This window comes from Gemmatimonadaceae bacterium (assembly GCA_019752115.1).
Lineage (GTDB): Bacteria > Gemmatimonadota > Gemmatimonadetes > Gemmatimonadales > Gemmatimonadaceae > Gemmatimonas.
In genome coordinates, this window is sequence record JAIEMN010000019.1 from 301988 (window position 1) to 324150 (window position 22163).

Annotated in this window: 21 protein-coding genes; 13 read left to right on the forward strand and 8 right to left on the reverse strand. The window is 65.7% G+C overall.

Annotated features, from left to right (window positions below; all coding sequences use genetic code 11):
* The first annotated feature begins 17 nt into the window (after nt 1-17).
* From K2R93_09735 to K2R93_09755, 5 genes are all read left to right on the forward strand, one after another.
* On the forward strand, nt 18-1280 hold the full coding sequence (locus tag K2R93_09735) for a VanZ family protein (protein MBY0490107.1): 1263 nt from the start codon (nt 18-20) through the stop codon (nt 1278-1280).
* Complete coding sequence (locus K2R93_09740) at nt 1277-1873, forward strand: YggT family protein (GenBank protein MBY0490108.1); 597 nt, start codon at nt 1277-1279, stop codon at nt 1871-1873. Before K2R93_09735 ends, K2R93_09740 begins: the two co-directional genes overlap by 4 nt.
* A 1401-nt stretch (nt 1874-3274) precedes the next feature.
* The gene (locus K2R93_09745; GenBank protein ID MBY0490109.1) at nt 3275-3763 is read left to right on the forward strand and encodes a fasciclin domain-containing protein; all 489 of its coding nucleotides are present in this window, start codon (nt 3275-3277) and stop codon (nt 3761-3763) included.
* Between the two features lie 94 nt (nt 3764-3857).
* Nucleotides 3858-4625 carry a hypothetical protein gene (locus K2R93_09750; GenBank protein ID MBY0490110.1) on the forward strand — a complete coding sequence of 256 codons (768 nt, stop codon included), beginning with the start codon at nt 3858-3860 and terminating at the stop codon, nt 4623-4625.
* A 27-nt stretch (nt 4626-4652) separates the two neighbouring features.
* On the forward strand, nt 4653-5354 hold the full coding sequence (locus tag K2R93_09755) for a polysaccharide deacetylase family protein (GenBank protein MBY0490111.1): 702 nt from the start codon (nt 4653-4655) through the stop codon (nt 5352-5354).
* Between the two features lie 44 nt (nt 5355-5398).
* On the opposite strand, the gene K2R93_09760 is transcribed toward K2R93_09755, so the two are convergent.
* From K2R93_09760 to K2R93_09770, 3 genes are all read right to left on the reverse strand, one after another.
* Nucleotides 5399-7345, reverse strand: a complete 1947-nt coding sequence (locus tag K2R93_09760; protein MBY0490112.1) for an IPT/TIG domain-containing protein — start codon at nt 7343-7345, stop codon at nt 5399-5401.
* A gap of 480 nt (nt 7346-7825) precedes the next feature.
* Nucleotides 7826-8188 (reverse strand): DUF86 domain-containing protein, encoded by a 363-nt coding sequence (locus K2R93_09765; GenBank protein MBY0490113.1) that lies wholly within the window; start codon nt 8186-8188, stop codon nt 7826-7828.
* On the reverse strand, nt 8169-8486 hold the full coding sequence (locus tag K2R93_09770) for a nucleotidyltransferase family protein (GenBank protein MBY0490114.1): 318 nt from the start codon (nt 8484-8486) through the stop codon (nt 8169-8171). The genes K2R93_09765 and K2R93_09770 overlap by 20 nt, the downstream gene beginning before the upstream one ends.
* A gap of 18 nt (nt 8487-8504) precedes the next feature.
* Here K2R93_09770 and K2R93_09775 point away from each other — a divergent pair, with 18 nt between their 5' ends.
* Nucleotides 8505-10175 carry an amidohydrolase gene (locus K2R93_09775; protein MBY0490115.1) on the forward strand — a complete coding sequence of 557 codons (1671 nt, stop codon included), beginning with the start codon at nt 8505-8507 and terminating at the stop codon, nt 10173-10175.
* 103 nt (nt 10176-10278) lie between these two features.
* Here K2R93_09775 and K2R93_09780 read toward each other — a convergent pair whose 3' ends face one another.
* Entirely contained in the window at nt 10279-11544 is a 1266-nt protein-coding gene (locus K2R93_09780; protein ID MBY0490116.1) for a HipA domain-containing protein, read from the reverse strand.
* Complete coding sequence (locus K2R93_09785) at nt 11544-11786, reverse strand: helix-turn-helix domain-containing protein (protein MBY0490117.1); 243 nt, start codon at nt 11784-11786, stop codon at nt 11544-11546. The genes K2R93_09780 and K2R93_09785 overlap by 1 nt, the downstream gene beginning before the upstream one ends.
* Nucleotides 11787-12035: 249 nt before the next feature.
* On the opposite strand from K2R93_09785, the gene K2R93_09790 reads away from it, so the two are divergent.
* Both K2R93_09790 and K2R93_09795 read left to right on the forward strand, forming a co-directional pair.
* Nucleotides 12036-12938, forward strand: a complete 903-nt coding sequence (locus tag K2R93_09790; GenBank protein MBY0490118.1) for an ABC transporter substrate-binding protein — start codon at nt 12036-12038, stop codon at nt 12936-12938.
* A gap of 1 nt (nt 12939) precedes the next feature.
* On the forward strand, nt 12940-13878 hold the full coding sequence (locus tag K2R93_09795) for a hypothetical protein (GenBank protein MBY0490119.1): 939 nt from the start codon (nt 12940-12942) through the stop codon (nt 13876-13878).
* Nucleotides 13879-13912: 34 nt separating this feature from the next.
* Here the strand turns inward: K2R93_09795 and K2R93_09800 are convergent, their stop codons facing one another.
* Nucleotides 13913-14269: a sulfite exporter TauE/SafE family protein gene (locus tag K2R93_09800; GenBank protein MBY0490120.1), complete on the reverse strand. Its 357-nt coding sequence runs from the start codon at nt 14267-14269 to the stop codon at nt 13913-13915.
* A gap of 29 nt (nt 14270-14298) precedes the next feature.
* Between K2R93_09800 and K2R93_09805 the strand changes: the two genes are divergently transcribed.
* On the forward strand, nt 14299-15372 hold the full coding sequence (locus K2R93_09805) for a M42 family metallopeptidase (GenBank protein MBY0490121.1): 1074 nt from the start codon (nt 14299-14301) through the stop codon (nt 15370-15372).
* A gap of 14 nt (nt 15373-15386) precedes the next feature.
* Here K2R93_09805 and K2R93_09810 read toward each other — a convergent pair whose 3' ends face one another.
* Complete coding sequence (locus K2R93_09810) at nt 15387-17006, reverse strand: HEAT repeat domain-containing protein (GenBank protein MBY0490122.1); 1620 nt, start codon at nt 17004-17006, stop codon at nt 15387-15389.
* Nucleotides 17007-17176: 170 nt separating this feature from the next.
* Between K2R93_09810 and K2R93_09815 the strand changes: the two genes are divergently transcribed.
* The 4 genes from K2R93_09815 (at nt 17177) to nth (ending at nt 21313) form a co-directional block, all read left to right on the forward strand.
* Entirely contained in the window at nt 17177-18013 is an 837-nt protein-coding gene (locus K2R93_09815; protein MBY0490123.1) for an alpha/beta hydrolase, read from the forward strand.
* Nucleotides 18014-18071: 58 nt separating this feature from the next.
* Nucleotides 18072-18527 carry a hypothetical protein gene (locus tag K2R93_09820; protein ID MBY0490124.1) on the forward strand — a complete coding sequence of 152 codons (456 nt, stop codon included), beginning with the start codon at nt 18072-18074 and terminating at the stop codon, nt 18525-18527.
* 186 nt (nt 18528-18713) lie between these two features.
* Nucleotides 18714-20498, forward strand: coding sequence for a PHP domain-containing protein (locus K2R93_09825; GenBank protein MBY0490125.1), 1785 nt, complete (start codon nt 18714-18716; stop codon nt 20496-20498).
* A gap of 2 nt (nt 20499-20500) precedes the next feature.
* Complete coding sequence (gene nth / locus K2R93_09830) at nt 20501-21313, forward strand: endonuclease III (GenBank protein ID MBY0490126.1); 813 nt, start codon at nt 20501-20503, stop codon at nt 21311-21313.
* Between the two features lie 192 nt (nt 21314-21505).
* Here nth and K2R93_09835 read toward each other — a convergent pair.
* Nucleotides 21506-22163 (reverse strand): PEP-CTERM sorting domain-containing protein (locus K2R93_09835; GenBank protein ID MBY0490127.1); only part of this gene is annotated, 658 nt, incomplete at its 5' end.

Sequence of the window (22163 nt, forward strand, 5' to 3'; positions counted from 1 at the left end):
GGTGGATTGCATGCGCAGTGAGCGTTTTACTCATCCTTGCGGCCACACTTCTCCCCACCGGTACCGCTCCCATCGACTTAGCGGCCCAGAGATGGTGTATTGACTGCGGTGGTCCGTGGGCCGCTGATGCGGTGTGCAACATTTTGCTGTTTGTTCCTTTAGGAGTTGCGCTAGCTTCGCTGCGGTCGAGAGCTTCCCAAGCCGCGGTAATTGGGGGACTTCTTTCATTCTTGCTGGAGCTTGCACAGTCCCTAGACTTGCCCCCAGGAAGAAGCTCCTCATTCGTTGATGTGCTAGCGAACTCTTTGGGCTCCGAGATTGGGTGGGGACTTTTTCGAGTTGGTCCCCGACTCTGGCAAGCCCGCGGCGGGAGAGCGTTTGGGTTAGGGCTCTGTTGGTGGTTCCTCGGCTTGCTTGTGCTATTTGGCACGGCAGCTGCAGTGCAGCGGGGAGCCGACTCCAGTCCACGATTGATCAGCACTAGCCCTTACCAACATTCGCCGATATACGGCTGGTATGGCGGCAATCCACAACTTGCTACAATCGGTGCCTCCGCCGACGAACAACCGTTGACAATCTTGCACCGAGGCAGTGGTCCGATCGTCGCTGCTGCCGATTCACCGAGCGAGACTTGGTTGGTTCGCGTCTGGACGGCGGGTCGGGATACAGCCAGGTACCGACGCGCCCTGTTCTACCTCCACCTCTTGGGGGATAGCACTCCCGAGCTTGTCATTTCGCAGAACGACGGTGCCGCGGAATTGCTCGTTAGGCGGCGGGCCCAAGAACTCGGACTTGTATTCCCAACGCTTACGCTGGCACGTGTGTTCGGTCAGGTAAAGGAAGACGATCGTATTGATCTGCAGATCGGAGTTCACCCTGCCCGTGTTGAACTAACGGGCAACACGGGTGCAGGTGCGCGTACGGCTGCTCTTGATCTATCGCCAGCGATTGGATGGACATTGCTTCAGTCGGTCGTTGGGATCGCGCATCCGCTCGCTTCTCTGGTCGCTTTGGCTTGGCTCACGGCGATATTCCTGCCTGTGTCATGGTGGCTGACGAGGAGTGGCAACCGATTCTCAATCATTTTGTCGGGTACCGCGATCGCTGTGAGCACGCTCGGTGTTAGCGCTCTCTTTAGCGTTGCACCATTTTCCACCAGGGACATCCTATTTGTCTGCGCAATAGGAGGCGTCGGTATCTACTCTGGTCGAAGATCCCAGGCAGGAGTTCGTCAGCCCCCAGTGCCTCCTAAACTCCCGGCTGTTTCTCGGATTTCATGAACTCGCTCATTGGCGCGCTCGATGCGCTCCTCGCCCTCATTCGCCCTGTCATCTTCGCGGCCGGCGCCGTGGCTGGTATCGGGGCTATCGTCAGCTGGGGCGTGCGCACCCGCAAGATTTCGCCCTTCTCCGGTGTGGCGCGGTTCGTCCGCGGCAGCATCGACCCGTGGCTAGTCACGCCCATGGAACGGCGTCTGCTGCGCGCCGGTGGCACCCCGTACGCGGCGCCGTGGTGGGCACTCGCTGCGGTCATTCTGGGCGGCCTGCTTCTGATCTCCGGGCTGCAGTTTGTGCGCGATCAGCTTGCCCTGCTCTTCCTCGCCTCGCAGTCGGGGATGTCGCTGGCGGCGGTGCTCGTGCAGTGGACGTTCAGCATCCTGCGGATTGCCCTCTTCGCCCGCGTGATTGCCAGCTGGGTGGGCGGTGGCCCCTACTCCAAATGGTGGCGCTGGAGCTTCGTCCTCACCGAGTGGTTCCTGGCACCGCTGCGGAATGTTATCCCGACGATCGGGATGATCGACATTTCGGTGATCGTGGCGTACTTCGGGCTCAACATTCTTGAGTCGATCGTAATGCGCGCGCTGGTGGGTTAGCGCGCGCGATCCCTCCACCCGTAGTCAACGATCAACGGCTGGTGCTCCGATGGGTGCCCGCGTTCTACTCGTACGGCCGTAGGTACCAGTGTCGGGGGCGTGAGAGCGTGATCGATCCGAACGGCGTATCTACCCGACCACATCGTGTGGCCGAAGCCGGTACCGCGCGCGGCGAAAGCATTGATGAGGTCGCCCCAGTCCCGCCGCAGAATCGCACTCCCGTAGGGCAGATTGAAGTCGCCAGCGACGACATAGGCCGAATCGTTTCGCGCAACAAATTTGGTCGCATGCTCGGAATCCGCCGCACGCACGATCAGGGATGTCTGAAGTCGCGCGAAGTCAAGCTGCCTCGCGGCCCAGAGTGCACTCCGCGGACTCTCCAGATGTACCGAGTAAACCGGTAGCTCACCGCCGGGAATTTGCAGGCGGTATCTCACGATGTTGCCGAATCGCCCAACAACTGCGGTGCCAGCGCGAACCCGCGAGACTATGGAGTCTACTCCGACCAGTGGAAACCGTGAGGCAAGGCAAAACTCTGCCGTAATGCTCAAGCCTCGCGGCGCGATTGCACGGAGGGAATCGGCTACGATCGTCTTGCAGTCCTGCAGCAGCACGATGTCTGCATCCCACGCGGTGAGATCGACTCGAAGCTCAGCGGCGAGAAGTGCTGATCGGTCCGTGTTGTACGTGACCAATCGGAACGCAGGACGTGCAGTATGAGGCGCGCCCCACGGGGGGAGTTCGAAGTCGGCAATTCCGAGAAGCGTCACTGCGGTGCCGAACACGGCTGCAAGAGCAGTCCAGAGCCCTCCGATCATTGCGAGCGGAGCCAGCAACAACCAAGGAAATACCAGCCACCAGCGTGGACCAAATGCGAGAAGCATCCCTGCCGGCGAGGCATCTGACGCGGCACGAAGGTATAGCGCGAGTAGAACCATGGCGGCAGAGTATCCGCCAACGCTCAAGATGACGAACTTGTGTAGTCGGTGCGAGATCTGAGGTAGCTGCATCCGCCGCGCAGTGGCCTTTGGGCGAGAAGTCCTACTGCCGCTGCGGCGCTTGGTGCTCTCCCCCGAACCTAAAGGCACGTCCGCATCGGGTTTTGCATCTGCGGCCCGAAGCACACGACGACAGCGGCGGCAGAGGATCCGGCTCTCGGGAGAGACCGCGCCAATATGAAAGACTTCTCCGCATGGGCATTCGAGCGTAGCCATGCCACCAATGTACGCCAGTTGACACAGCACTTGCGCGAGGGGCGGTCCACCGGAGCCTTTCGGACTGATCCGCTTGGACTGTCACAGGATCAAGATCGGCGGAACGGGGGTACCACTCCCCGTGTTCGAGTCGCAGCCGGGCGAGTGCCCGGCGCTGAACTGGAACTCACTTTCTGGAGCATTCTGGATGCGTAAGCTCGCCCTGCTCGCCGCTGCCGCCGTCGTTGCGTTCGCCGCCCCGACCGCCGCGCAGGCGCAGGAAAAGGACATTGTCGAGACCGCCGTCGCGGCGGGCTCGTTCAAGACGCTCGCCAAGCTGCTCGGCGACGCCGGCCTCATCGAGACCCTCAAGGGACCCGGCCCGTTCACCGTGTTCGCCCCGACCGACGAGGCGTTCGCCAAGGTCCCGGCCGCCACGCTCGAGGCGCTCGGCAAGGATAAGGCGAAGCTCAAGAACGTCCTGCTGTACCATGTGGTCGCCGGCAAGGTCCCGGCCGCCGAAGCGCTCAAGCTCGCCGGCAAGGGCGCCAAGACGGTGGAAGGCCAGGAAGCCAAGATCTCGGTGATGGATGGCAAGCCGATGATCAACAACGCCCATATAATCAAGACGGACATCATGGCCAAGAACGGTATCATCCACGTCATCGACGCGGTGATCCTGCCGCCGGCCAAGTAAGTATTGATCGTCTGGGGCGAAGAGGCACGACGCGAGGACTGCGTCGTGCCTCTTTTGGCTTTGGTGGAGGCGCCACCGAGGGTAGTTTTCTATCATGCGCTCCGCCCTGATCTGCCACGCCGGTGATCGCCTAAACGAGGAAGGAGTCGCCCGATGGCTCGGCGGCTTCTCCGAACTCAGGGTCGTCGTTCGAATCACCGAACCGCGTTCCCGACTTCTCCGCCGCCTGAGGCGGGAGGTGCAGCGTTCTGGCGTGATTCGCCTATTTGACATCCTCGCCTTTCGAATCCTGCACACGCTGCGTTTTCAGAAAGCCTTCCAAGAATGGACCGATGCGACCTTGGCTCAGATTTCGCGCGAGTATCCGCCGGTCGCTGCCTATAGAGTTGTTGAATGCGCCAGCGTCAACGAGCCGCACGTTGCCGAAGCGCTTCGCGACGAGGCCGTGGAGTTCGCACTTGCTCGGTGCAAACAGATCATCAGCAAGCGTGTTTACCATGTGCCCCCCAAGGGAGTCTACGTTCTCCACCCCGGGATTTGTCCCGAATACAGGAATGCTCACGGCTGCTTCTGGGCGATGGCCGAAGGGGACTTCTCGAATGTCGGCACATCGCTACTGCGCATCGACGACGGCGTAGACACCGGGCCTGTCTACGCCTACTTCCGCACGCAGTTCGACATGAGGCGCGAGTCACCACTGGTGATTCAAGAGCGAACTTTGTTCGATAACCTCCCCGAGGTAGCCCGCGTCTTGTCCGACGTACTCGATGGGAAGGTTGGTCCGCAGGATACGAGCGGGCGGGAATCGCGAGCGTGGGGGCAACCGTGGCTTTCCGCCTGGTTGCGGTTTTTTCGGTCGTAGGCGATGCGTTTACTCTATCATGACGTAGTGGACGAACTCGGCTCGAACACCGGGTTCCCGGGTGCGTCGGCGGCCCACTACAAGTTGGACCAGCGCGTCTTCGAGCAGCATCTCGACATTCTCAGCACGAGCAACCCTGCGATTGAGCTAACCTTTGACGACTGTGGAGCATCTGCCCGTTGGATTGCAGATCAGCTCGAGGCTCGGGGAATGCGAGGGCTATTTTTTGCGCCTACGGCCTTCATCGATAAACGCGGGTTCTGTAGCGTCGACGACCTTCGGGCAATTCGAAAGAGCGGCCATTTGATCGGGAGTCATTCGCATACTCACCCCATCCCTATCTCGGCACTCCCTCCCCAATCGCTCCTCGACGAGTGGCAGAAGAGTCGACTCTGCTTGGAGGATTGGCTCGGAGAACAGGTTCGGTGCGCCTCAGTCCCCGGGGGGTTCCTTTCCAGTTCCGTGTTAGACGCGCTTTCGGCTGCAGACTACACGACCGTCTTTACATCTGAGCCCCTCAGATCAGAATCCAAATACGGCGAGTTAACGCTCATCGGTCGCTACTCGGTAACCCGAGCGAGTAGTCTCGATGAACTCCGCTCGGTCGCCGCAGGAAATCAATGGCCGTGGATCCGGCAGCGCCTTCTCTGGGGGGCAAAGCGCATGGTGAAGCGAATTGGTGGGCGCGCTTGGCTTCAACTGCGAGAGAAAGTGTTCGAAAGCCGCTGATGCGGCCAAAGATCATCTTCCGGTTCGCCTAGAGTACGTGTCGCTTACTGCACCCGCTGCACACTCACCCGCAGCGCCCCACCATTCACCCCCGCCAGCTGCACCACCTGCCCGCCGCCCTGCACGCCGTTGAGCGTGAGGTAGGTCGCACCGGCGCCCGGCAGCTGCAGCCCGCTGAACACGAACGACCCGGCGCTCACCGCGCGGCCGCGGAGCGGCGCGCTCTGGAAGATCCCGGGGAACGTGCCGGCCAGACCGCTCCACATGTCCGCCGCGTTCCACGTCGCACTGGCCGGACCCACCGCGTTCGACATCGCCCAACCCGCCAACAGCTGATCCGCCGGCACACCGGCGATCTGCGCCAGGCCAGCCACACCGGCCGGCGCCGTGCCCGCCACCAGCGCCTTGAGCATGCCGCTCTCGTTCGCCGCGTACTGGTCCACCGCCCAGCGCACGAGGCTCCAACCGCTGGCGTAGTAGGTCACGTCGCCGCTCTTGGCGGGGCCAAAGGGCGTGAGCGAATCGGCGCCGCGCAGGTACGCGTGCAGCTGCGAGAAGTGCTTCCACATCACGAGCGGGCGGTCGTCGCACTGCGTGAGCTCGCAGCCCACGCTCGCCGCAAAGCCGGTGTTCCCCTTCCACGTGCCGCCGCCGGGGAACGTGCGCGCGTAGAGCTCCTCGGCCACCCGCGCCGTCGCCTCCTCGAGCCAGCTCTCCTCGCTGTTCGCGCCACGCGACAGGCGCTCGGCGTAGCTCGCCAGGTGCTTGCTCTCGTGCACCACCGTGCTGCGCAGCGCACGGCGCCAGTCGTCGGCCGTTTCGTTCGTGCTCGGCACGCGGGCGTAGAAGACCTCGTCTTCGTTGCTCGCGGCGAACTTGGTCTTGGGGTAGAAGTTGCACGCGCTCACATAGCCCGACGTCCCCGGGCTCGAATCGTTCACGAAGCGCGTGAAGAGCATCGTGATGCGGCCGTCGCCGTTGAGCTGGCCGTTCAGCGCGAGCGGGTCGCCCAGGTTCTTGGTGAGCAGCGGATAGACGGTGGCGTCGAACTCGCTGCCGATCGCGCGGAGCGCGTCGTCCATGCGGCCGGCACGCGGCGACGCGATGTCTTCGAGCACGACCGCCTTGGCACCGGCGTACACCACCCGCGCGCGGACCGCGCGGCCGGTCGTGCACGAGTTGAGCAGCGCGTTGATCTGGAGTGTGTCGCCAAGCGCCGCCGGGGCGCGCACCGCCGAAAGGCGCGTGCGGGCGGGGATACCGGCCTGCGCGAACACCGCGCGATCCGCCGCCAGGTGCGCAGCGTGGCGGGCGTCGTCAGCCGGGACGGCTTCCGACGCCGAGAGCGCGGAGGGAGCGGAGAACGCGGAGGCGGCGCGGAGCCCCATCACGTTCGCATCGCTCTGCACCACACTCGCCACATTCGCCAGCGCGCCCGTCCCCAGGCCGCGGAGGTCGAAGCGAGCGGTTGCGGTGCTCTGGGTCGCGGTGTTCACCACGGCCACGACGTACTTGGCGGCCCCGGTCGCGGCGCCGGCGAGCTCCACACAGGCGGCCTGCTCGGCGTTCAGCGTCACCGCGGCGTCGCCGGCCGTGAGGGCGAGCGGGGTGGCAGTGCGGAGGACGACGGTCTGCTGCAGCGTGGTGGCGCCGAGTTCGAGGCGGAGCGTCTGGGCGGCCGGCGCGGCGCAGGCAAAGCCGGTGGCCGGCACGAGCGCTTCGATGCGGGTCGCCGAGGCGGCGCGGACGTCGAGGGCCACGCCGGCGATGGAGAGGCGGATGGCCGACGGGGTGGTCGGGAGGTTCGTGCCGGTGATCGTGACGACCGTCCCAACGAGGAGCGTGTCGGGGGTGATCTGGCCCACGGTCGCGGCCGGTGACGCCACGGGTGTCGAGCCAGCCGGCGCCGGCATGGGGGTCTGCTGTGGCGCCGTCGGGGCCACCGCACCCGTTCCGCTGCACGCCTGCAACACCCCCAAGGCGCATGCCATCAGCGCGGCGCCGGCGAGGCGCCGGCCGCGCGTGGCAGTTGCTTCGTAAGTGGTTGCGGTGTTGGCGTTTGCAGACATTGGTCAGTTCGGCACGGGGTGGTCCAGCCACTCTTCTTGCCAGTGAAGAGGGCAAGGGCCGTGCCGAGCTCTGCCGTGGGGATGACCTTTTTGCCGTCGGCGTGACGGTCTGCTGCCATGGTGGGGTCTGCGTGGGGAATGCGCAACAGGTGGGTGCGGGCAAAGGGCCGCGACGCGCGTCTGCAACTGACATGTGGCGTGGGCGCCGATTGCGACCCGACACACGTCCGAATTGCAAACGGTCGATCAATTCCCTTGCTTTTTGTCGAACTGGCCCGCGTCGGCACCGCTCGACTTAGGCGTGCACTCGCGTCCGACGGGTCGGCAGAGGAATGGTCAGGCCGGCTTCGGTGGCGGTGGCCAGCCACGCCTGAACGGATCCGGCCCTCTCACCCACGCGCTCTAGGTCGGATCGGCGGCCTCATCGTCGCCGCCATTCAGCATTGTCTCAATCTCGCGGTGCAGCGCTGGGATATTTCGCTGCAAGACACGCCAGACGATATCGAGATCGACGCCGAAATAGTCGTGGATCAGTCGATCACGCATGCCCGCCATGGCGCGCCATTCCACGGAAGGATTACCGTCCCGAACGTGTTGCGGAATTCGCTTGGTAGCTTCGCCAATAACCTCGAGGCTTCGAACCACGGCCCGCTGCACCACCGGATCGGTGTCGAGTTGCTCCCGCGTCAACCGTTCACAAAGGTCCAGGAGAAACTCAGTTTCTTCGAGGATGTGTCGGAGAATCTCACGCGGCTCGAAGGACATCCATCGCGTCGGCAAGGATGTGGTCGCGCAGAAACGGCGAAAGTCCTTCTGGAGTAACGAGATCGACGTGTCGGCCAAGCGTCGACTCCAGCAGATCGCCGAGGGCGACGAGATGTTCGAGCGTCTTCTCGTTCGGTGCGAACTCGACGATGAGGTCGACATCACTCCGTGCATCGGCCGCGTCACGGCGTACCGAGCCGAAGAGCGCCAGCCGCTGCACGCCGAGCTTGAGGATATCCAAGCGGATCCCATGAATTCGGGATTCCACGTCGGATCGGGAAGGTGCGCGCTCGATCATGGACGTAATTTAGCGTCTATGCGCCTCTCCGTCCTCGCCGCCGCCCTCGCGGCCCCCGCCCTCCTCGCCGCCCAGGTCCGCCCCGACCCCGCCGACCTGATCGTCACCAACGCCCGCATCTACACCGTCGACGACGCCCGCCCGCTCGTGGAGGCGTTCGCGGTGAAGGGGGGCAAGGTGGTGTTTACCGGCTCCAAGGCCGAAGCGAACGTCTACAAGGGCGCCGCCACCAAGGTCGTGGACGCCGGCGGCCGCACGGTCATCCCCGGCATGGTCGATGCCCATGGCCACTTTGCCGGCCTCGCCCAGACGCTGCGTGCGGTGGACCTCACCGGCACCAAGAGCCTGGCCGAGGTGGTGCAGCGGGTGGCCGCGAAGGCCAAGACGCTCCCCAAGGGCTCGTGGGTGATTGGCCGCGGCTGGGATCAGAATGCCTGGGGCGACACCCGCTTCCCCACGCATGAGTCGTTGAGCGCGGCAGTCCCCGAACATCCGGTGCTGCTCACGCGCGTGGACGGCCACGCGAACTTTGCCAACGCCATGGCGATGCAGCTCGCCGGTGTCACCAAGGCCACGCCGGACCCGAGCGGCGGCAAGATCCAGCGCGATGCGAGCGGCGCCCCCACCGGCGTGTTCATCGACAACGCGCAGGGGATCGTGGGGAGCAAGGTCCCCGAACTCACGCGCGACGAAATGCGGAGCGCCCTCAAAGACGCCATCGCGCTCATGCACTCGCTCGGCCTGGTGGGCGTGCACGACGCGGGCGCGAGCCGCGCGAATATCGATCTCTTTGAAGACATGGCGCAGAAGGGCGATCTCAACCTGCGCCTGTACGTCATGATCGGCGACAACGCCGAGGCGCTCAAGCACTACTTCGCCATGGGCCCCCGCTCGGCGCTCTACAACAACCAGGTCTGGGTGCGCGCCGTAAAGCTCTACGCCGACGGCGCGATGGGCTCCCGCGGCGCCGCGCTCCTCGAGCCGTACAGCGACGATCCGAACAACACCGGGCTGCTCGTCAGCGCACCGGCGCACATTCAGGAGGTCGCCGAGCAGGGGTTGGCGAACGGCTTCCAGATCAACACGCACGCGATCGGCGATCGTGGCAACCGCGTGGTCCTCGACGCGTACGAAAAAGCGCTCGCCAAGGTCCCGGCGGCCAATCATCGCTTCCGCGTGGAGCACGCGCAGATCCTGCACTACGACGACATCCCGCGCTTCGCACAGCTGGGCGTGATTCCGAGCATGCAAGCGAGCCACCAGACGAGTGACATGTACTGGATCGGCAAGCGCCTTGGCCCCACGCGCCTCTACGGCGCCTACGCGTGGCAGTCGCTGCTGCAGACGGGCGTGATCGTACCGAACGGCAGCGACTTTCCGGTGGAGCAGGTGAACCCGCTGATTTCGTTTCATGCCGCGATCTCGCGCCAGGATGCGCGCGACTATCCGGCGGCGGGGTGGTTCCCGGAGCAGAAGATGAGCCGCGAAGACGCGCTGCGATCGATGACGATCTGGCCGGCGTACGCGGGCTTTCAGGAATCGATGATGGGCTCTCTGGCGCCAGGCAAGCTGGCGGACTTTGTGATTTTGGATCAGGACATCATGCGCGTGCCGTCGGAGCTGGTCCTGAAGACGCGTGTGGTGGCGACGTACGTTGGTGGGCGCGCAGTGTTCGAGGCGTCGCGCTGACGGCTGGATTGTTGAACAGCTCGTCGGGGACGCGGGGGAACGGGGATGACGGTGATGCGCACGGATCGCCCCGTTCCCCGTATCCCCGACGAGTTTTTTACGTCTAGTTTCGGCAGTGCATTAAGCGCTGGAGTCGCGCCGAAATGATCCGTTGCATTACATCGAGAACGGGATGCGCTGGAGCGGCGCTCCAAAGCGCTCCCACGGCCAACGGCACCTCGGCCACTAGACGGTCAATCTCACGCTGGACCGTGCTGACGCCGAGCTCCATGTCTTTGGCGAAGCGCTGCAGATCGGCGAACGTGAGGCGCTCGGGATCGCGCGAATGCCCCACGTTCATGGAGAGTTGACGATCGAGCCCCTCGTAGGCCTCGGTGCAGACGATGTCGTAGAACGGGGCGAGTTGCGCCGTGTTGTGCGTGTAGAGCAGCGCATAGTTCTTGGCGTGCGCGTCCATGTTGCCGACCACGATTTGCATGAGGGCGGCGCGTACGAGCAGTTCGAGATCTCGCCCAGGGCTGGCACTGTACCGACGCAACACGCGGGCGAGATCACCGAATCCCGGACCTCCGCTGAACTGATATTTGCGCTTGGGCAGCCGCCCGGTGGCCTGACAAAAGTCTTCCTGGTGTAGGCGCGTGATCTGCCCGTTCACGTCGACCGGTCGATCGAATCGCTCCGTCTTGAGGAAGCCTGACGGACCGTCGAGTACTTCGGTGGCGGCCGTCGGGAGTCCGACCGCATCAAACAGACGCAGACACATATGCTCGTTGAGCGCCAACCCGTCGTATTGCCCCGTTGAGCGCTTGAGAATGACGGAACCGGGCGCGCCATTGAGCGGTAACCACGGCGCGTGGTCGCGCCACGCGAAACTCAGCTTGTGCTGCACACCGCTCATGGCCTGACGAGCCTCGAGTTGCAGCGCCGTCAGTCGCGCGCCGTGCTTTTGGGTAAAGAGGGCTTCAAGGTCGCCGCGGGGAATTGCGCGATACTCGGCGGTCGTCGGTGGCTCCACATCAATCGGCCACACGGAGACCGCACCGGCGCACTCACCACCGAGTCGACCGAGCATGCCGGCCACATCACTCTCGTCGAGTTTGGCGGCCTTGGCGATCGCCTCGCGAAGATCCGACTCGAGCAGCAGGTTGTCGAAGAAGGCGAGCGTCTCGTCGTGACCGTACGTGCGTGGCGCGACGGGGAGACGCACCGAGATCGCCCACCGCCTGGCGTCGGGCGCTTCGATGATGGCCGGATCGTAGCGAAACCAGAGATCGGCACCGGACTCGCCGATAGCGCCCACGCGGGTGCCGTGGAGATACACGGCAAGGCTTGGGGCGGAGAGGTCGTACCGATCGGCTCGACGCGGCATCACGGGGCCTCCACCGGTCGCCCGTCTCGCGACACGACCTGGAGGTCGAGCCCCAGTATGTGCAGCATGCGAATGATCACATCCAGACTCACGCCGGTGCGGCGACCGGTCTCGCACTCGGACCAGAGGCGCGTGCTGATCCCCACCAGACTCGCGGCGCGCGCCTGGGTGAGATCGAGGGACTGGCGGCGCGCCTTGAGGAGGCGCCCGAGATCGGCGAGGTCGTATACGGGGGCTGTCATCTGACGTTTTTGTAGCTTGTAGCGGAAAGATGATACTTGCTACGTTTTTGTAGTATATACCATCTAGCGCGAAAATACTACGAAATTGTACAACTAATGCATTTCTTCATATTTACTACGTTTTTGTAGTATATCGATGAAATTCGACCGTGCATCAATATCCGCATCTATCGCCGAAGTCGCCGATATCCCTTGCGGGGTCCTGCGCGAAGGCGAATCCATCGGGAGTCCAACACCCTCCCCGGAATCATGCGCATCATCAGCCTCCTCCCCGCCGCCACCGAGATCGTGGCGCTCCTCGGCGCCACCGACCACCTGGTGGGCGTCACCCATGAGTGCGACTATCCGGATGTCGTGGGCTCGCGGGCGCGCGTCACGAAGAGCGCCATCCCCCACACGCACGATCCGGCCGCCATCGATTCAGCGGTAAGCGAAGCGCATGGCGCGGGGGTCGCGCTCTTTACGCTCGACGAAGCCAAGATCCGCACGCTGCACCCCGACGTGATCCTCACGCAGGCGCTGTGCGATGTGTGCGCCGTGCGTGAAACCGATGTCCGCGCCCTGGCCGCCAAACTCTCGCCCGAGCCGCGCATCGTCACGCTCGGCGGCACAAGCCTCGACGGCATTTACGCCGATATTCGCGCGGTGGCCGACGCGATCGGTGCCGGCGACGAGGCCGACGAGATCCTCGCCGGCCTCAAGGCACGCGTGAAGCATGTGCACGAAACGCTCAAGGCCGCCCAGGCCCCGCGCCCGCGCGTGGCGGTGGTGGAGTGGACCGACCCGATCTATGTCGCCGGCCACTGGGGCCCGGAGCAGGTGAAGCGCGCTGGCGGGATCGATGTGCTGGGCGTTCCGGGCGAGCACTCGGTGGTGGTGCCGATGGACACGCTGCGCGATGTGAACCCCGACGTACTGATCATTGCGCCGTGCGGCTACTCAGTGAGCGCGGCCGCCGCCGAGGCGAAGCGATGCCTCGACCATCCGTCGTGGGCGTGGGTGGGCGATCGCGCCGTGTGGGCGATGGATGCCAACGGCCTCACCAGCCGCCCCGGCCCGCGCGTGGTGGACGGGATCGAGGCGATGGCGTGCATCTTCAACCCGGCGTGTTTCCCGGCGATTGATGCGCGCCACGCGGTGCGGGTGCAGTAGCATGACCAAACGCCGTCCAAAGTCTGCCTCCACCCCCTCGCTCCTGGATCCAGCCGGGCGTGCTGAACTGTTGCGCGACTTTACGCGCCTGCTCGGCCAGCAGGAGTTCGCCAACGAGGACGAGCTTCGGGCCTTTCTGGAGCGGGAGGTCATGGGCAAGCCGCTCCCACGCGTCGAGGCCGCCACGCCGCAGGAGCAGGCGGAGGATCTCGTCAGACTCGCCCGTACCCTACCGAGCGACGCCCGAGCGCGTGCCAAGGTGAACGAAGCGCTCGCGCTCGACCCGGACTGCCTTTCGGCGCATCTCTTCCTGTCCGAGTTGGCGGAGACCCCGACGGACGCGCAGCAGCACCTGCAGGCCGCAGTGGCGAGTGGCGATCGCACCCTCGACGCGATGTGGTTTGAGCCGGACGCTGATCCGTGGTACGACCCGACGGGGCGCGAGTACCTGATGGCCATGGGCATGCTCGCCGAGCTCCGCTGGCGCATGGGCGACCGTCGGCAGGCCATCGCTGACGGCCACGAACTGCTCAAACTCTCTCCGAACGACGGCGCTGGCTTTCGCTACCAGTTCATTGAGTGGCTCATGCGCGCCGGCTCGCTCGCGGAGATCGACGCCTTGCTCGCCGCGTATCAGGAGAAGAGCGCCGTGTGGTGCTATGCGGCGGCGCTGCATGCCTTCCGTCAACGCGGGCCGGATGCGGCGGCCACCAGGGCGCTGCGCGTCGCCGTCGCGGTCAATCCCCATGTTGTGGCGATGCTCATCGGCCGGGAGCCGCTCCCCATGGAGGTGCCCGATTCGTACAGCACCGGTAGCGTGGAGGAGGCCACGCTCTACGTGCAGGGCGCCGCATCCTCGTGGTTCGACGCCGAGGGCGCGATTGAGTGGGCCCGCGATGTAGGCGGCACAGCGCCCAAGCGAAAGCCCAAGCGACGTTAAGGGCTCGGGCTGGGGCTCGGGCTGGGGCTCGCGGTCAGCCCATCCACAGCTTGACCGCCATCAACACCATCAGCACCGCAAAGCCCTTCTTCATGAGTTCTGCATCGACGTGCGTGGCCACATACGCGCCGACGTAGGCCCCAACGGCCATGCCGAGCGCGATGAGGATGGCCTGCTTCATCTCAAGATGGCCGGCCTTGTGGTACGTCCACGCACCCACGGCCGCACCCAGCGGGAGGACGAGCGCACCCAGGGAGGTGCCGGCCGCCTGCTGGGGCGGCATTTTGGCGAGGTAGATGAGCGCCGGCACGATCACGATGCCGCCGCCGATGCCGAAGACGCCCGACAGAATGCCGGCGCCGAGCCCGATGGCCAGTAGCAGGAGGGTCATGGCTCTAGGATAGCATTAGTTTTCCAGCCATGCTCAGCGAATCCTCCGTCGCCTTCCTCAAGCGCCTGCTCGACACGCCGGGACCGTCCGGCTTCGAGGGCGCTCCGGCCCGCGTCTGGCGCGCCGAAGCCACCACCTTTGCCGCGTCGGTTACGGCCGATGTGGTCGGCAACTCCCTCGCCACCGTGCACGGCGACGGCACCGGCCCGACGATCCTCCTCGCCGGCCATATCGACGAAATCGGCATCATCATCACCCATATCGATGACAACGGCTATGTGTACTTCGAGCCGATCGGTGGGTGGGATCCGCAGGTACTGGTGGCGCAGCGCATCCGCTTCATCGGGCGCAACGGGCCGGTGCTGGGCGTGATCGGCAAGAAGCCGATTCACCTCATGAAGCCCGAGGAGCGCGAAAAGGCATCGAAGATCACCGACCTGTGGGTCGATATCGGCGTCAAGACCAAGGCGGAGGCCCTCGAGCTGCTCGAAGTGGGCGACGCCGGCGTGATCGACTCGCAGACGGTGGACATGCCGAACGGCCGCCTCGTGTCGCGCTCCATCGACGACCGCATCGGCGCCTTTGTGGTGCTTGAGGCGTTGCGCCGCTACGCCGCCAAGCCGGGCGCGGCGCGCGTGGTGGCGGCGGCGACCGCGCAAGAAGAGATCGGCTACAGCGGCGGCGGCGCCCGCGTCGCGGCGCAAAGCGTGGACGCCATCATGGCGATCGCGGTAGACGTCACCTTCGCGACCGACCACCCGGTCATGAAGAAGGAAGAGATCGGCGAGCACAGCATCGGCGGCGGGCCGGTCCTGACGCGCGGCTCGGTGATCTCTCCGGTGGTGTATCGCCTACTCTCGTCCACCGCGAAGGCACTCGAGATCCCGTACTCGATTCACGCCGCGGGCCGCTTCACGTCCACCGACGCCGACGCGATGCATCTCGCCCGCACCGGCGTGGCGACGGCGCTGGTGAGCATCCCGAACCGCTACATGCACTCGCCGAATGAGATGGTCTCGCTCGACGATCTCGATCGCGCGGCGGAGCTCATTGCTGAAGCGTGTCGGCGCGTGACGGCTGCGACGGACTTTACCGACCGCTAAGCGGTTCCGCGCCCCTACATCCGATAGCGCAACGCGGTAGACGCCACATCCGGATCGGGATCCGACACCAGGGCGTCGATGGTGTCGCGCACAGCGCTGCCGCGGGCGCGGACGAGGCTCTCGATGGCGGCGACGCGGAGCCAGCTTTCGCGGCGGGTCGTGTCCACCTGGCCGTCCTGCAGCTGTTGCGGCGGGAGCGCGATACGCAGCAGGCGCTGAATGGCGTCGGCGCTGCCGAGTCGGCCGAGGCTGGCGACCATCTCGATGGCGACTTCGTCGTCCGTTTCGCGATCGAGCGCCGACGCGAGTCGCGCGGCCGGTGGGCGCACCCCGAGTCCGGGTTGCTGGGCGTTGCTGCCGCTCAACCCGTACGCCACGGCGGCAATGCGCCGCACTTCGGCGTGCTTGTCGTCGACCGCCACGTGCAACCCCTGCAGTGCGCGTGACGTGCCAAGGCGAATAAGCGCACGCGCCGTGGCAATACGGATGCGATCGTCGGGGTGATCGAGCAGCGGCAGCATCGCATCGTCGGCCGACTCCACCCCCATCTCGCCCAGAATGGCGACGGCGTTGCGCACCACGAACCAGCGGTCGTCCTGCAGTAACGCAAACAACTGTGTCGCACCCAGATCGAGCGACACAATGCTGTCAAAGTACGCGCGGCGCGACGGCGAATCGTCGGCCGCCATGAGCTGCTGCACGAGCACATCCACCGCCGCCTCGCCGGCGCGCGCGAGCAGCTCGAGGAGCGGCAGGCGATCGATCGCATGCGGCACCGCCTGTGCGAGCAGCTCGAGCGCGCGGCGCTTCTGCAGGCGCCTCACGATGCGCTCGAGCGCCAGGCGCCCCGGGCCACTCCCGACGGCGTGGATCTGCGCCATCACCGCGCGCCCGATCCCCTCGATGACCGCCGCATCGTCGCGCAACTCGGCGTCGGTGATGAGCAGAATGAGCTGCTCGGCGGCGCGATTGGCCACATCGTCGGCGTTGGCGCCCGCGAGCCGCGAGAGCGCCGACGCGACCGGTGAACCACTCGTGCCATCTTCACCAGGGGCCGCGACAATCGCGATGCCGTCGGCCGGCGTGGGCACACGCAACCGCGACGGTACATCCGCCGGCGTGACGAGCACACTCCACGAGCGCAGCAGTTCGCGCGGTGTCCCCTCGGGCGCGATGCTGCTCATGGTGGTGGGCGTTTCCGTGGAAAGCCCGGCGCCCGTATCGCCACGCGGCGCGCGCGCCAGCAGCGACGCCAGCGTCAGCAATTCCCCCGGCGATGCCCCCTGCCGGATGGCGATGCTCCCGATGCGCAGCATCACACACCGCTGCAGGATCTCGGCGGCGAGCGGATCGTCGCGCGTGAACGCCCGATCGACCGGCTCCCCCTCGAAGATCAGCGCCCCATCCATCACCCGGCACACGAGCGGCGCCTCCCGCACCCGCCCCGTGAGCGCCCGCAGCGCATCCCGGATGCTCGGCTGCGCCGAGACGTCTTCGAGCCGCGGTTCATCCGCGAGCCCGAGCGTCGTGAGCCGATCCACCAGCAGCGCCAACGCGCGGATCGTCCCGCGCGAGGTGCGGGCATCGAGGGCGGGGACGCTGACGGGGGTGGAGCGGCGGTAGCCTAAAGGCATGGGGGAAAGCAAACAGCGGAAGCCTGTACTGCGGAAGCCTGTACATCGGGAGCGGGACATCGGGTTGTCGGTGGTCTGGGCAGGTTCCGTTGTCATAGCTTCCGCCGTTCAGCTTCCGATGTGCAGGCTTCCGCCGTTCCAAGCTCCCCGCCGTTCCAAGCCCCCCCGCCATGCCCCTCTTCACCCGCCAAGACGGCCCCTCCCACGCTCCCCCGCTGTTACTCCTCCACGGCGGCCCCGGCGCGCACCACGACTACCTGTATCCCCAGATGCTCGCGCTGGCGGAGCGGCACCGGGTGGTCACGTATGACCAGCGGGGGGGCGGGCAGTCGAAAACGGATGATCCCGCGCCGATCACCTGGGAGACGCATGTGCGCGATCTGGCGGACATCGTGCACCAGTTCGGGCTCGTACCGCCGACGCTCGTGGGGTACTCGTGGGGGGCGCTGCTGGCGATGCTCTATGCGACGGCGGGGGCCCATGTCGTGGGGGACCGGTTCGTGGCACCGGCGCGGTTGGTGCTCATTTCGCCGGCCCCGATCACGCGGGCCTGGCGGGACGAGTTCGAGGCGGAGCTGGGGGCGCGCGGGCGTGGGCCGGTCATTCAGGGGCTCCGGGACGAACTGGCCGCGTCGGGGCTACGGGAGCGGGACATGGCCGCGTACCGGCAGCGAAGCTTTGAGCTCAGTGTGGCCGGGTATTTCGCCGATCCGGCCAAGGCGGTGTCACTCACGCCCTTCCGTGTGACGGGGAAGGTGCAGCAGTCGGTATGGGCGTCACTGGGAGACTTCGATGTGCGCCCCGCGCTGCGTGGCCTCGCCTGCCCATCGCTCGTCGTACACGGCAGGCAGGACCCGATTCCTCTCGACTCGGCCACCGCGGCCGCGGAGTGCCTGGGGGCGGAGCTGGTGGTGCTCGACGACTGCGGTCATGTGCCGTACGTCGAGCAACCGGCCGCGCTCTTTGCGGCGATCGAGCGGTTCCTTTCGGAGCCCCTGCCGTCGTAGCCCGTCGCTCATCTGGCGGGCACGACGTGGAGCAGTGTCACCTCCGCACGACTCGCGCATGGCATCGATCGGCCCCGTCACGCACACCTCCCTCGGCACGCTTCGCGTCGAAGACCGCGACGTGCGCGTCACCCTCGCCACCGCGCCCGACGGCGTGGAGTACGTGGGGCGCCTGTTCTTTGCCGAACCCGAGTGGACCAACAACGGCATCCCCGACCGCGGCGTCGTCCCCGGTCGGTCGCTGGAGGATGTGCTGGCCCGCGCCCGTGACCTCTCCCCCGAGGAACTGGCGCTCCGCTACCGCCGCGCCAACGCCGAGAAGCGGCGCTTCCATGGGCTCCGCCACCTGGTGGGCGACTTCCTGAACAAGGTGCGCTACATGAACCAGGTGGGCGTGAGCATGCGGTCGGGGCTGCTGGATGCGGAGGGCGCCAATCAGGAGTTGGTGCTCACGGAAGAGCAGATGGTGCAGCTGGTGCGGCAGATGCGGACGGTGGCGGGCGTCGAAAGCTAGGGTTGGTTGATCGGACATCGGACGTCGGAGCCCCGATCGGGCATCGGAACTCGGTCTCGGGAGCGGGAATCCGCGGTCGGACTTCGGAACTCAGTCGTCCCGGTCTGAACAACCGAATTCCGATGTCCGATCGGGGCACCGACGTCCGATGTCCGATCCTCTGGCTGGGGGCGTTAGCTTTCCCCCATGGACTGCCGCGCCGCCGCCCACGCCCTCACACAGGTCGCTACGCTCCTCGAGCTCCATGCGGGGGATGCGTTCACGATCAAGGCACTCCAGTCGGCCGCGCGCACCGTCGCCGCGCTGGGCGACACCAAGCTGGTCGACGCGCTGCCGCGCGAGCTCGCTGAACCCGAATTGATCGCGGCGCCAGCGCTCGCGTTGCTCAAGGAGCTGGCCGAGACGCACTCCTCGGCGCAGCTGGAGCAGCTGCAGGAAGAGACGCCGGAAGGGCTCCTCGAGATGTTGCGCATCCCCGGGCTCGGCCCGGCGCGCATTCGGGCCATTCACGACGGGCTCGACATCGACACCGTGCTCGAACTCGAGCAGGCCGCACGCGACGGGCGTCTCGCGGCGCTCCCCAAGTTCGGCACCAAGACGGCCGAGCGCATCCTCAAGGGGATCGCCGATCTGCGCGCGACCGGGGCCTATGTGCTCTGGCCGCATGCGCGCGCCGAGGCGGAGCGCTTTGCCGATGCGCTGCGCCGCCATCGCGATGTACTGCAGCTCGAAATTGCGGGCTCGATCCGCCGGCGCATGGAAGTGGTGCGCGATGTGGATCTCGTGGCCGCAGTGCGCGGGTCCCCGAGCGTGGTAGCTGCGTCGCTCGCGCAAATCCGGGGCGTCAAGGAAGTGCTGGGCGGTGGTGGGCGGCTCATCACGATCACGCTCGACAACGGCGTGCGCGTCGATCTCGCGTGTGTGCGTCCGGAGCAGTTTGCGCTCGCGCTCTGGCGTGCGACCGGCAGCAGCGCACATGTGCAGCAGGTCACCGAGCGGGCGGCGCAGATGGGCTTTGTGCTCGCGGGCGACGAACTGCGCGACAGCGAAGGCGCGCTGGTGGCGATTCCCGATGAAGTCGCTCTCTATGCGCGACTGGGGCTCGCGTACGTCGAGCCCGAGCAGCGCGAAGCGGCGGGTGAAGTGGAGCAGGCGGCGCGCGGTGGCTTTGCGCCGCTCGTGAGCACGTCGCAGCTGCGCGGGGCTCTGCACTGCCACTCACAGTACAGCGATGGTGGCGCCACCATCGAGCAGATGGCCGAGGCCGCGCGGGCGCGCGGGCTTACGTATCTGGGCGTCAGCGATCATTCGCAGAGCAACACGTACGCCGGCGGGTTGAGCCGCGAGGCGATCATCCAGCAGCACGCGGAGATCGACACCCTCAACGCCCAGTACGCCGCCCGCGGGATCAACTTCCGCGTCCTCAAGGGGATCGAGGCCGACATCCTCCCCTGCGGGCGCGTGGATTACGACGCCGAGTTTCTCGATCGCTTCGACTTCGTGATCGGGTCGGTGCACACGCGCTACGGCATGAACGCGCAGCAGATGACCGACCGTGTGCTCAAGGCGCTCGACGATCCGCACATCACGATCCTCGGTCACCCCACCGGGCGGCTGCTACTCACCCGTGAGCCGTACGCCATCGATCTCGAAGCCGTGATCGAGAAGGCCGGCCGCGTGGGGGTGGCGGTCGAGCTCAACGCCGATCCGCATCGCCTCGATATCGACTGGCGCGCCTGCCGCATCGCCCTCGACAAGGGGACGATGGTGTCGATCGGGCCGGATGCCCATTCGCCGGCTGGCTTCGAGAACCTGGAGCTTGGGGTCGCGGTGGCGCGTAAAGGCTGGCTGGGCGCGGCGAATGTGCTCAATTCACGCTCGGCCGACGAGGTGCTGGCGTTCGCGAAGGCCCGGCGCGGCGGCGCTTCGTTAAGCGAACCCACGACCGCTCCACGCCTGCGCGTGGTGTAGGTATGGCGCAGAGCAAGAACAGCCCGCGCCAGCCGCTCTCGGTGACAAAGCCCAAAAAGGCCGCCAAAACACCGGCAACGACGCCCGCCGCGGCGCCCAAGCGCAAGACGAGCAAGACCTACGGTCTCAAGCCGTCACAGCGCGCGGCGCCGGTGGCGAAGAGCCCCAGGTCCAAGGCGGAGAAGCAGGCGGTCGCAAAGGTCGTACTCGAGCAATTGATGGCCGAGTACCCCGACGCGCACTGCGAGCTCGACCACCGCAATGCGTTTGAGCTGCTGTGCGCCACGATTCTGTCGGCGCAGTGCACTGATGTGCGCGTGAACATGGTGACGCCGGCGCTGTTCGCGAAGTATCCCACCGCCGAGGCGCTGAGCGTCGCGCGGCTCGAGGATGTCGAGGCCATCGTGCGCACCACCGGCTTCTTCCGCGCCAAGGCCAAGAGTCTGGTGGGGATGGCCAATGCGCTGGTGGACAAGCACGGTGGCGAGGTGCCCCGGACGATCGCCGAGCTCGTGCCGCTCCCCGGGGTGGGGCGGAAGACCGCCAACGTCATTCTGGGGAACGCCTTCGACATCAATGAAGGCATCGTGGTGGATACCCACGTCCAGCGGCTCGCGCGCCGCCTGGGGCTGACGCGCGAGCCGGACCCGATTGGGATCGAGAAGGAGCTGATGCCCCTCTTCCCGCAGGAACGGTGGGCGCTGCTGAGCCACCTGCTCATCTGGCACGGCCGGCGGACCTGCTTTGCCCGGAAGCCGGAGTGCGGGCGGTGCGTGGTGAACGACGTGTGCCCGAGTGCGGGGACGGCTGAATAGGGTCCGAGCCGTTTCGGAATAGTCTGGACGCCCTTTACGAAGACAGAATTCCGACCCAGAGATCTCGAGATGCGGCTGCGGGAATGCGATGATCGGAAAGCAGCGATCCATTCAGGACATCGCAGCTCTCCTCCAAGGTGCCTACCAGGGCGTTCGCGACATCGATCGCTCCACGCTCGGGATACGACCGGGTCATGTCGCATCACGGCGGCGGCGCTTCGCGGCAAGCCCAACCGCGCCAACACCGGCCAATACCAGAGCGAAGGTTGACGGTTCAGGGACCGTGGTTGTTGCGTAGGTTCGAAACGCGAAGTCGGCCACGCCGCCAAAGATGGGGGCGTAGCCGTCAGTCTCGCTTAAGGAAAGGTTGTACCACGCGTCACCTTTGGCGTAAGCGTTGCCTCCACCCGACACCGTCAGAAGCGCGTAGGCGGTCTGAGCCGGACTGCCACCGACGGTCAGCCAATAGGTTTGGCCTGAAGTCACGGCAACGGGAGACCAGAATACATCAAACCAGTTACCGCTAAATGGATGGGGGGAGGTCGTAATGTTCGCCGTTCCGCCGGCTAGCTTCACACCACCGGCGCTTGGATTGCCGGTCCACAAGTTTATGGTGGTGGCAGTGACAACCGCGTTTAGACCGGAATTGGACAGAAAGAAGCCGGCACCGGAGATGTTGTCGGCACTAGGCTTGAATGATTGCGCACTCCACATAAACGTACTGCTGAATATGAAGCGCCCCGGGTTTGATGGAGGCTCCCCGCTTTGAGAGATTGGGAGCATGGCACGAGACAAAGGGATTGGTCGGAAGCCGAGTAAGCCGTTTTCTCCGGAGGTCCGGGAGCGGGCG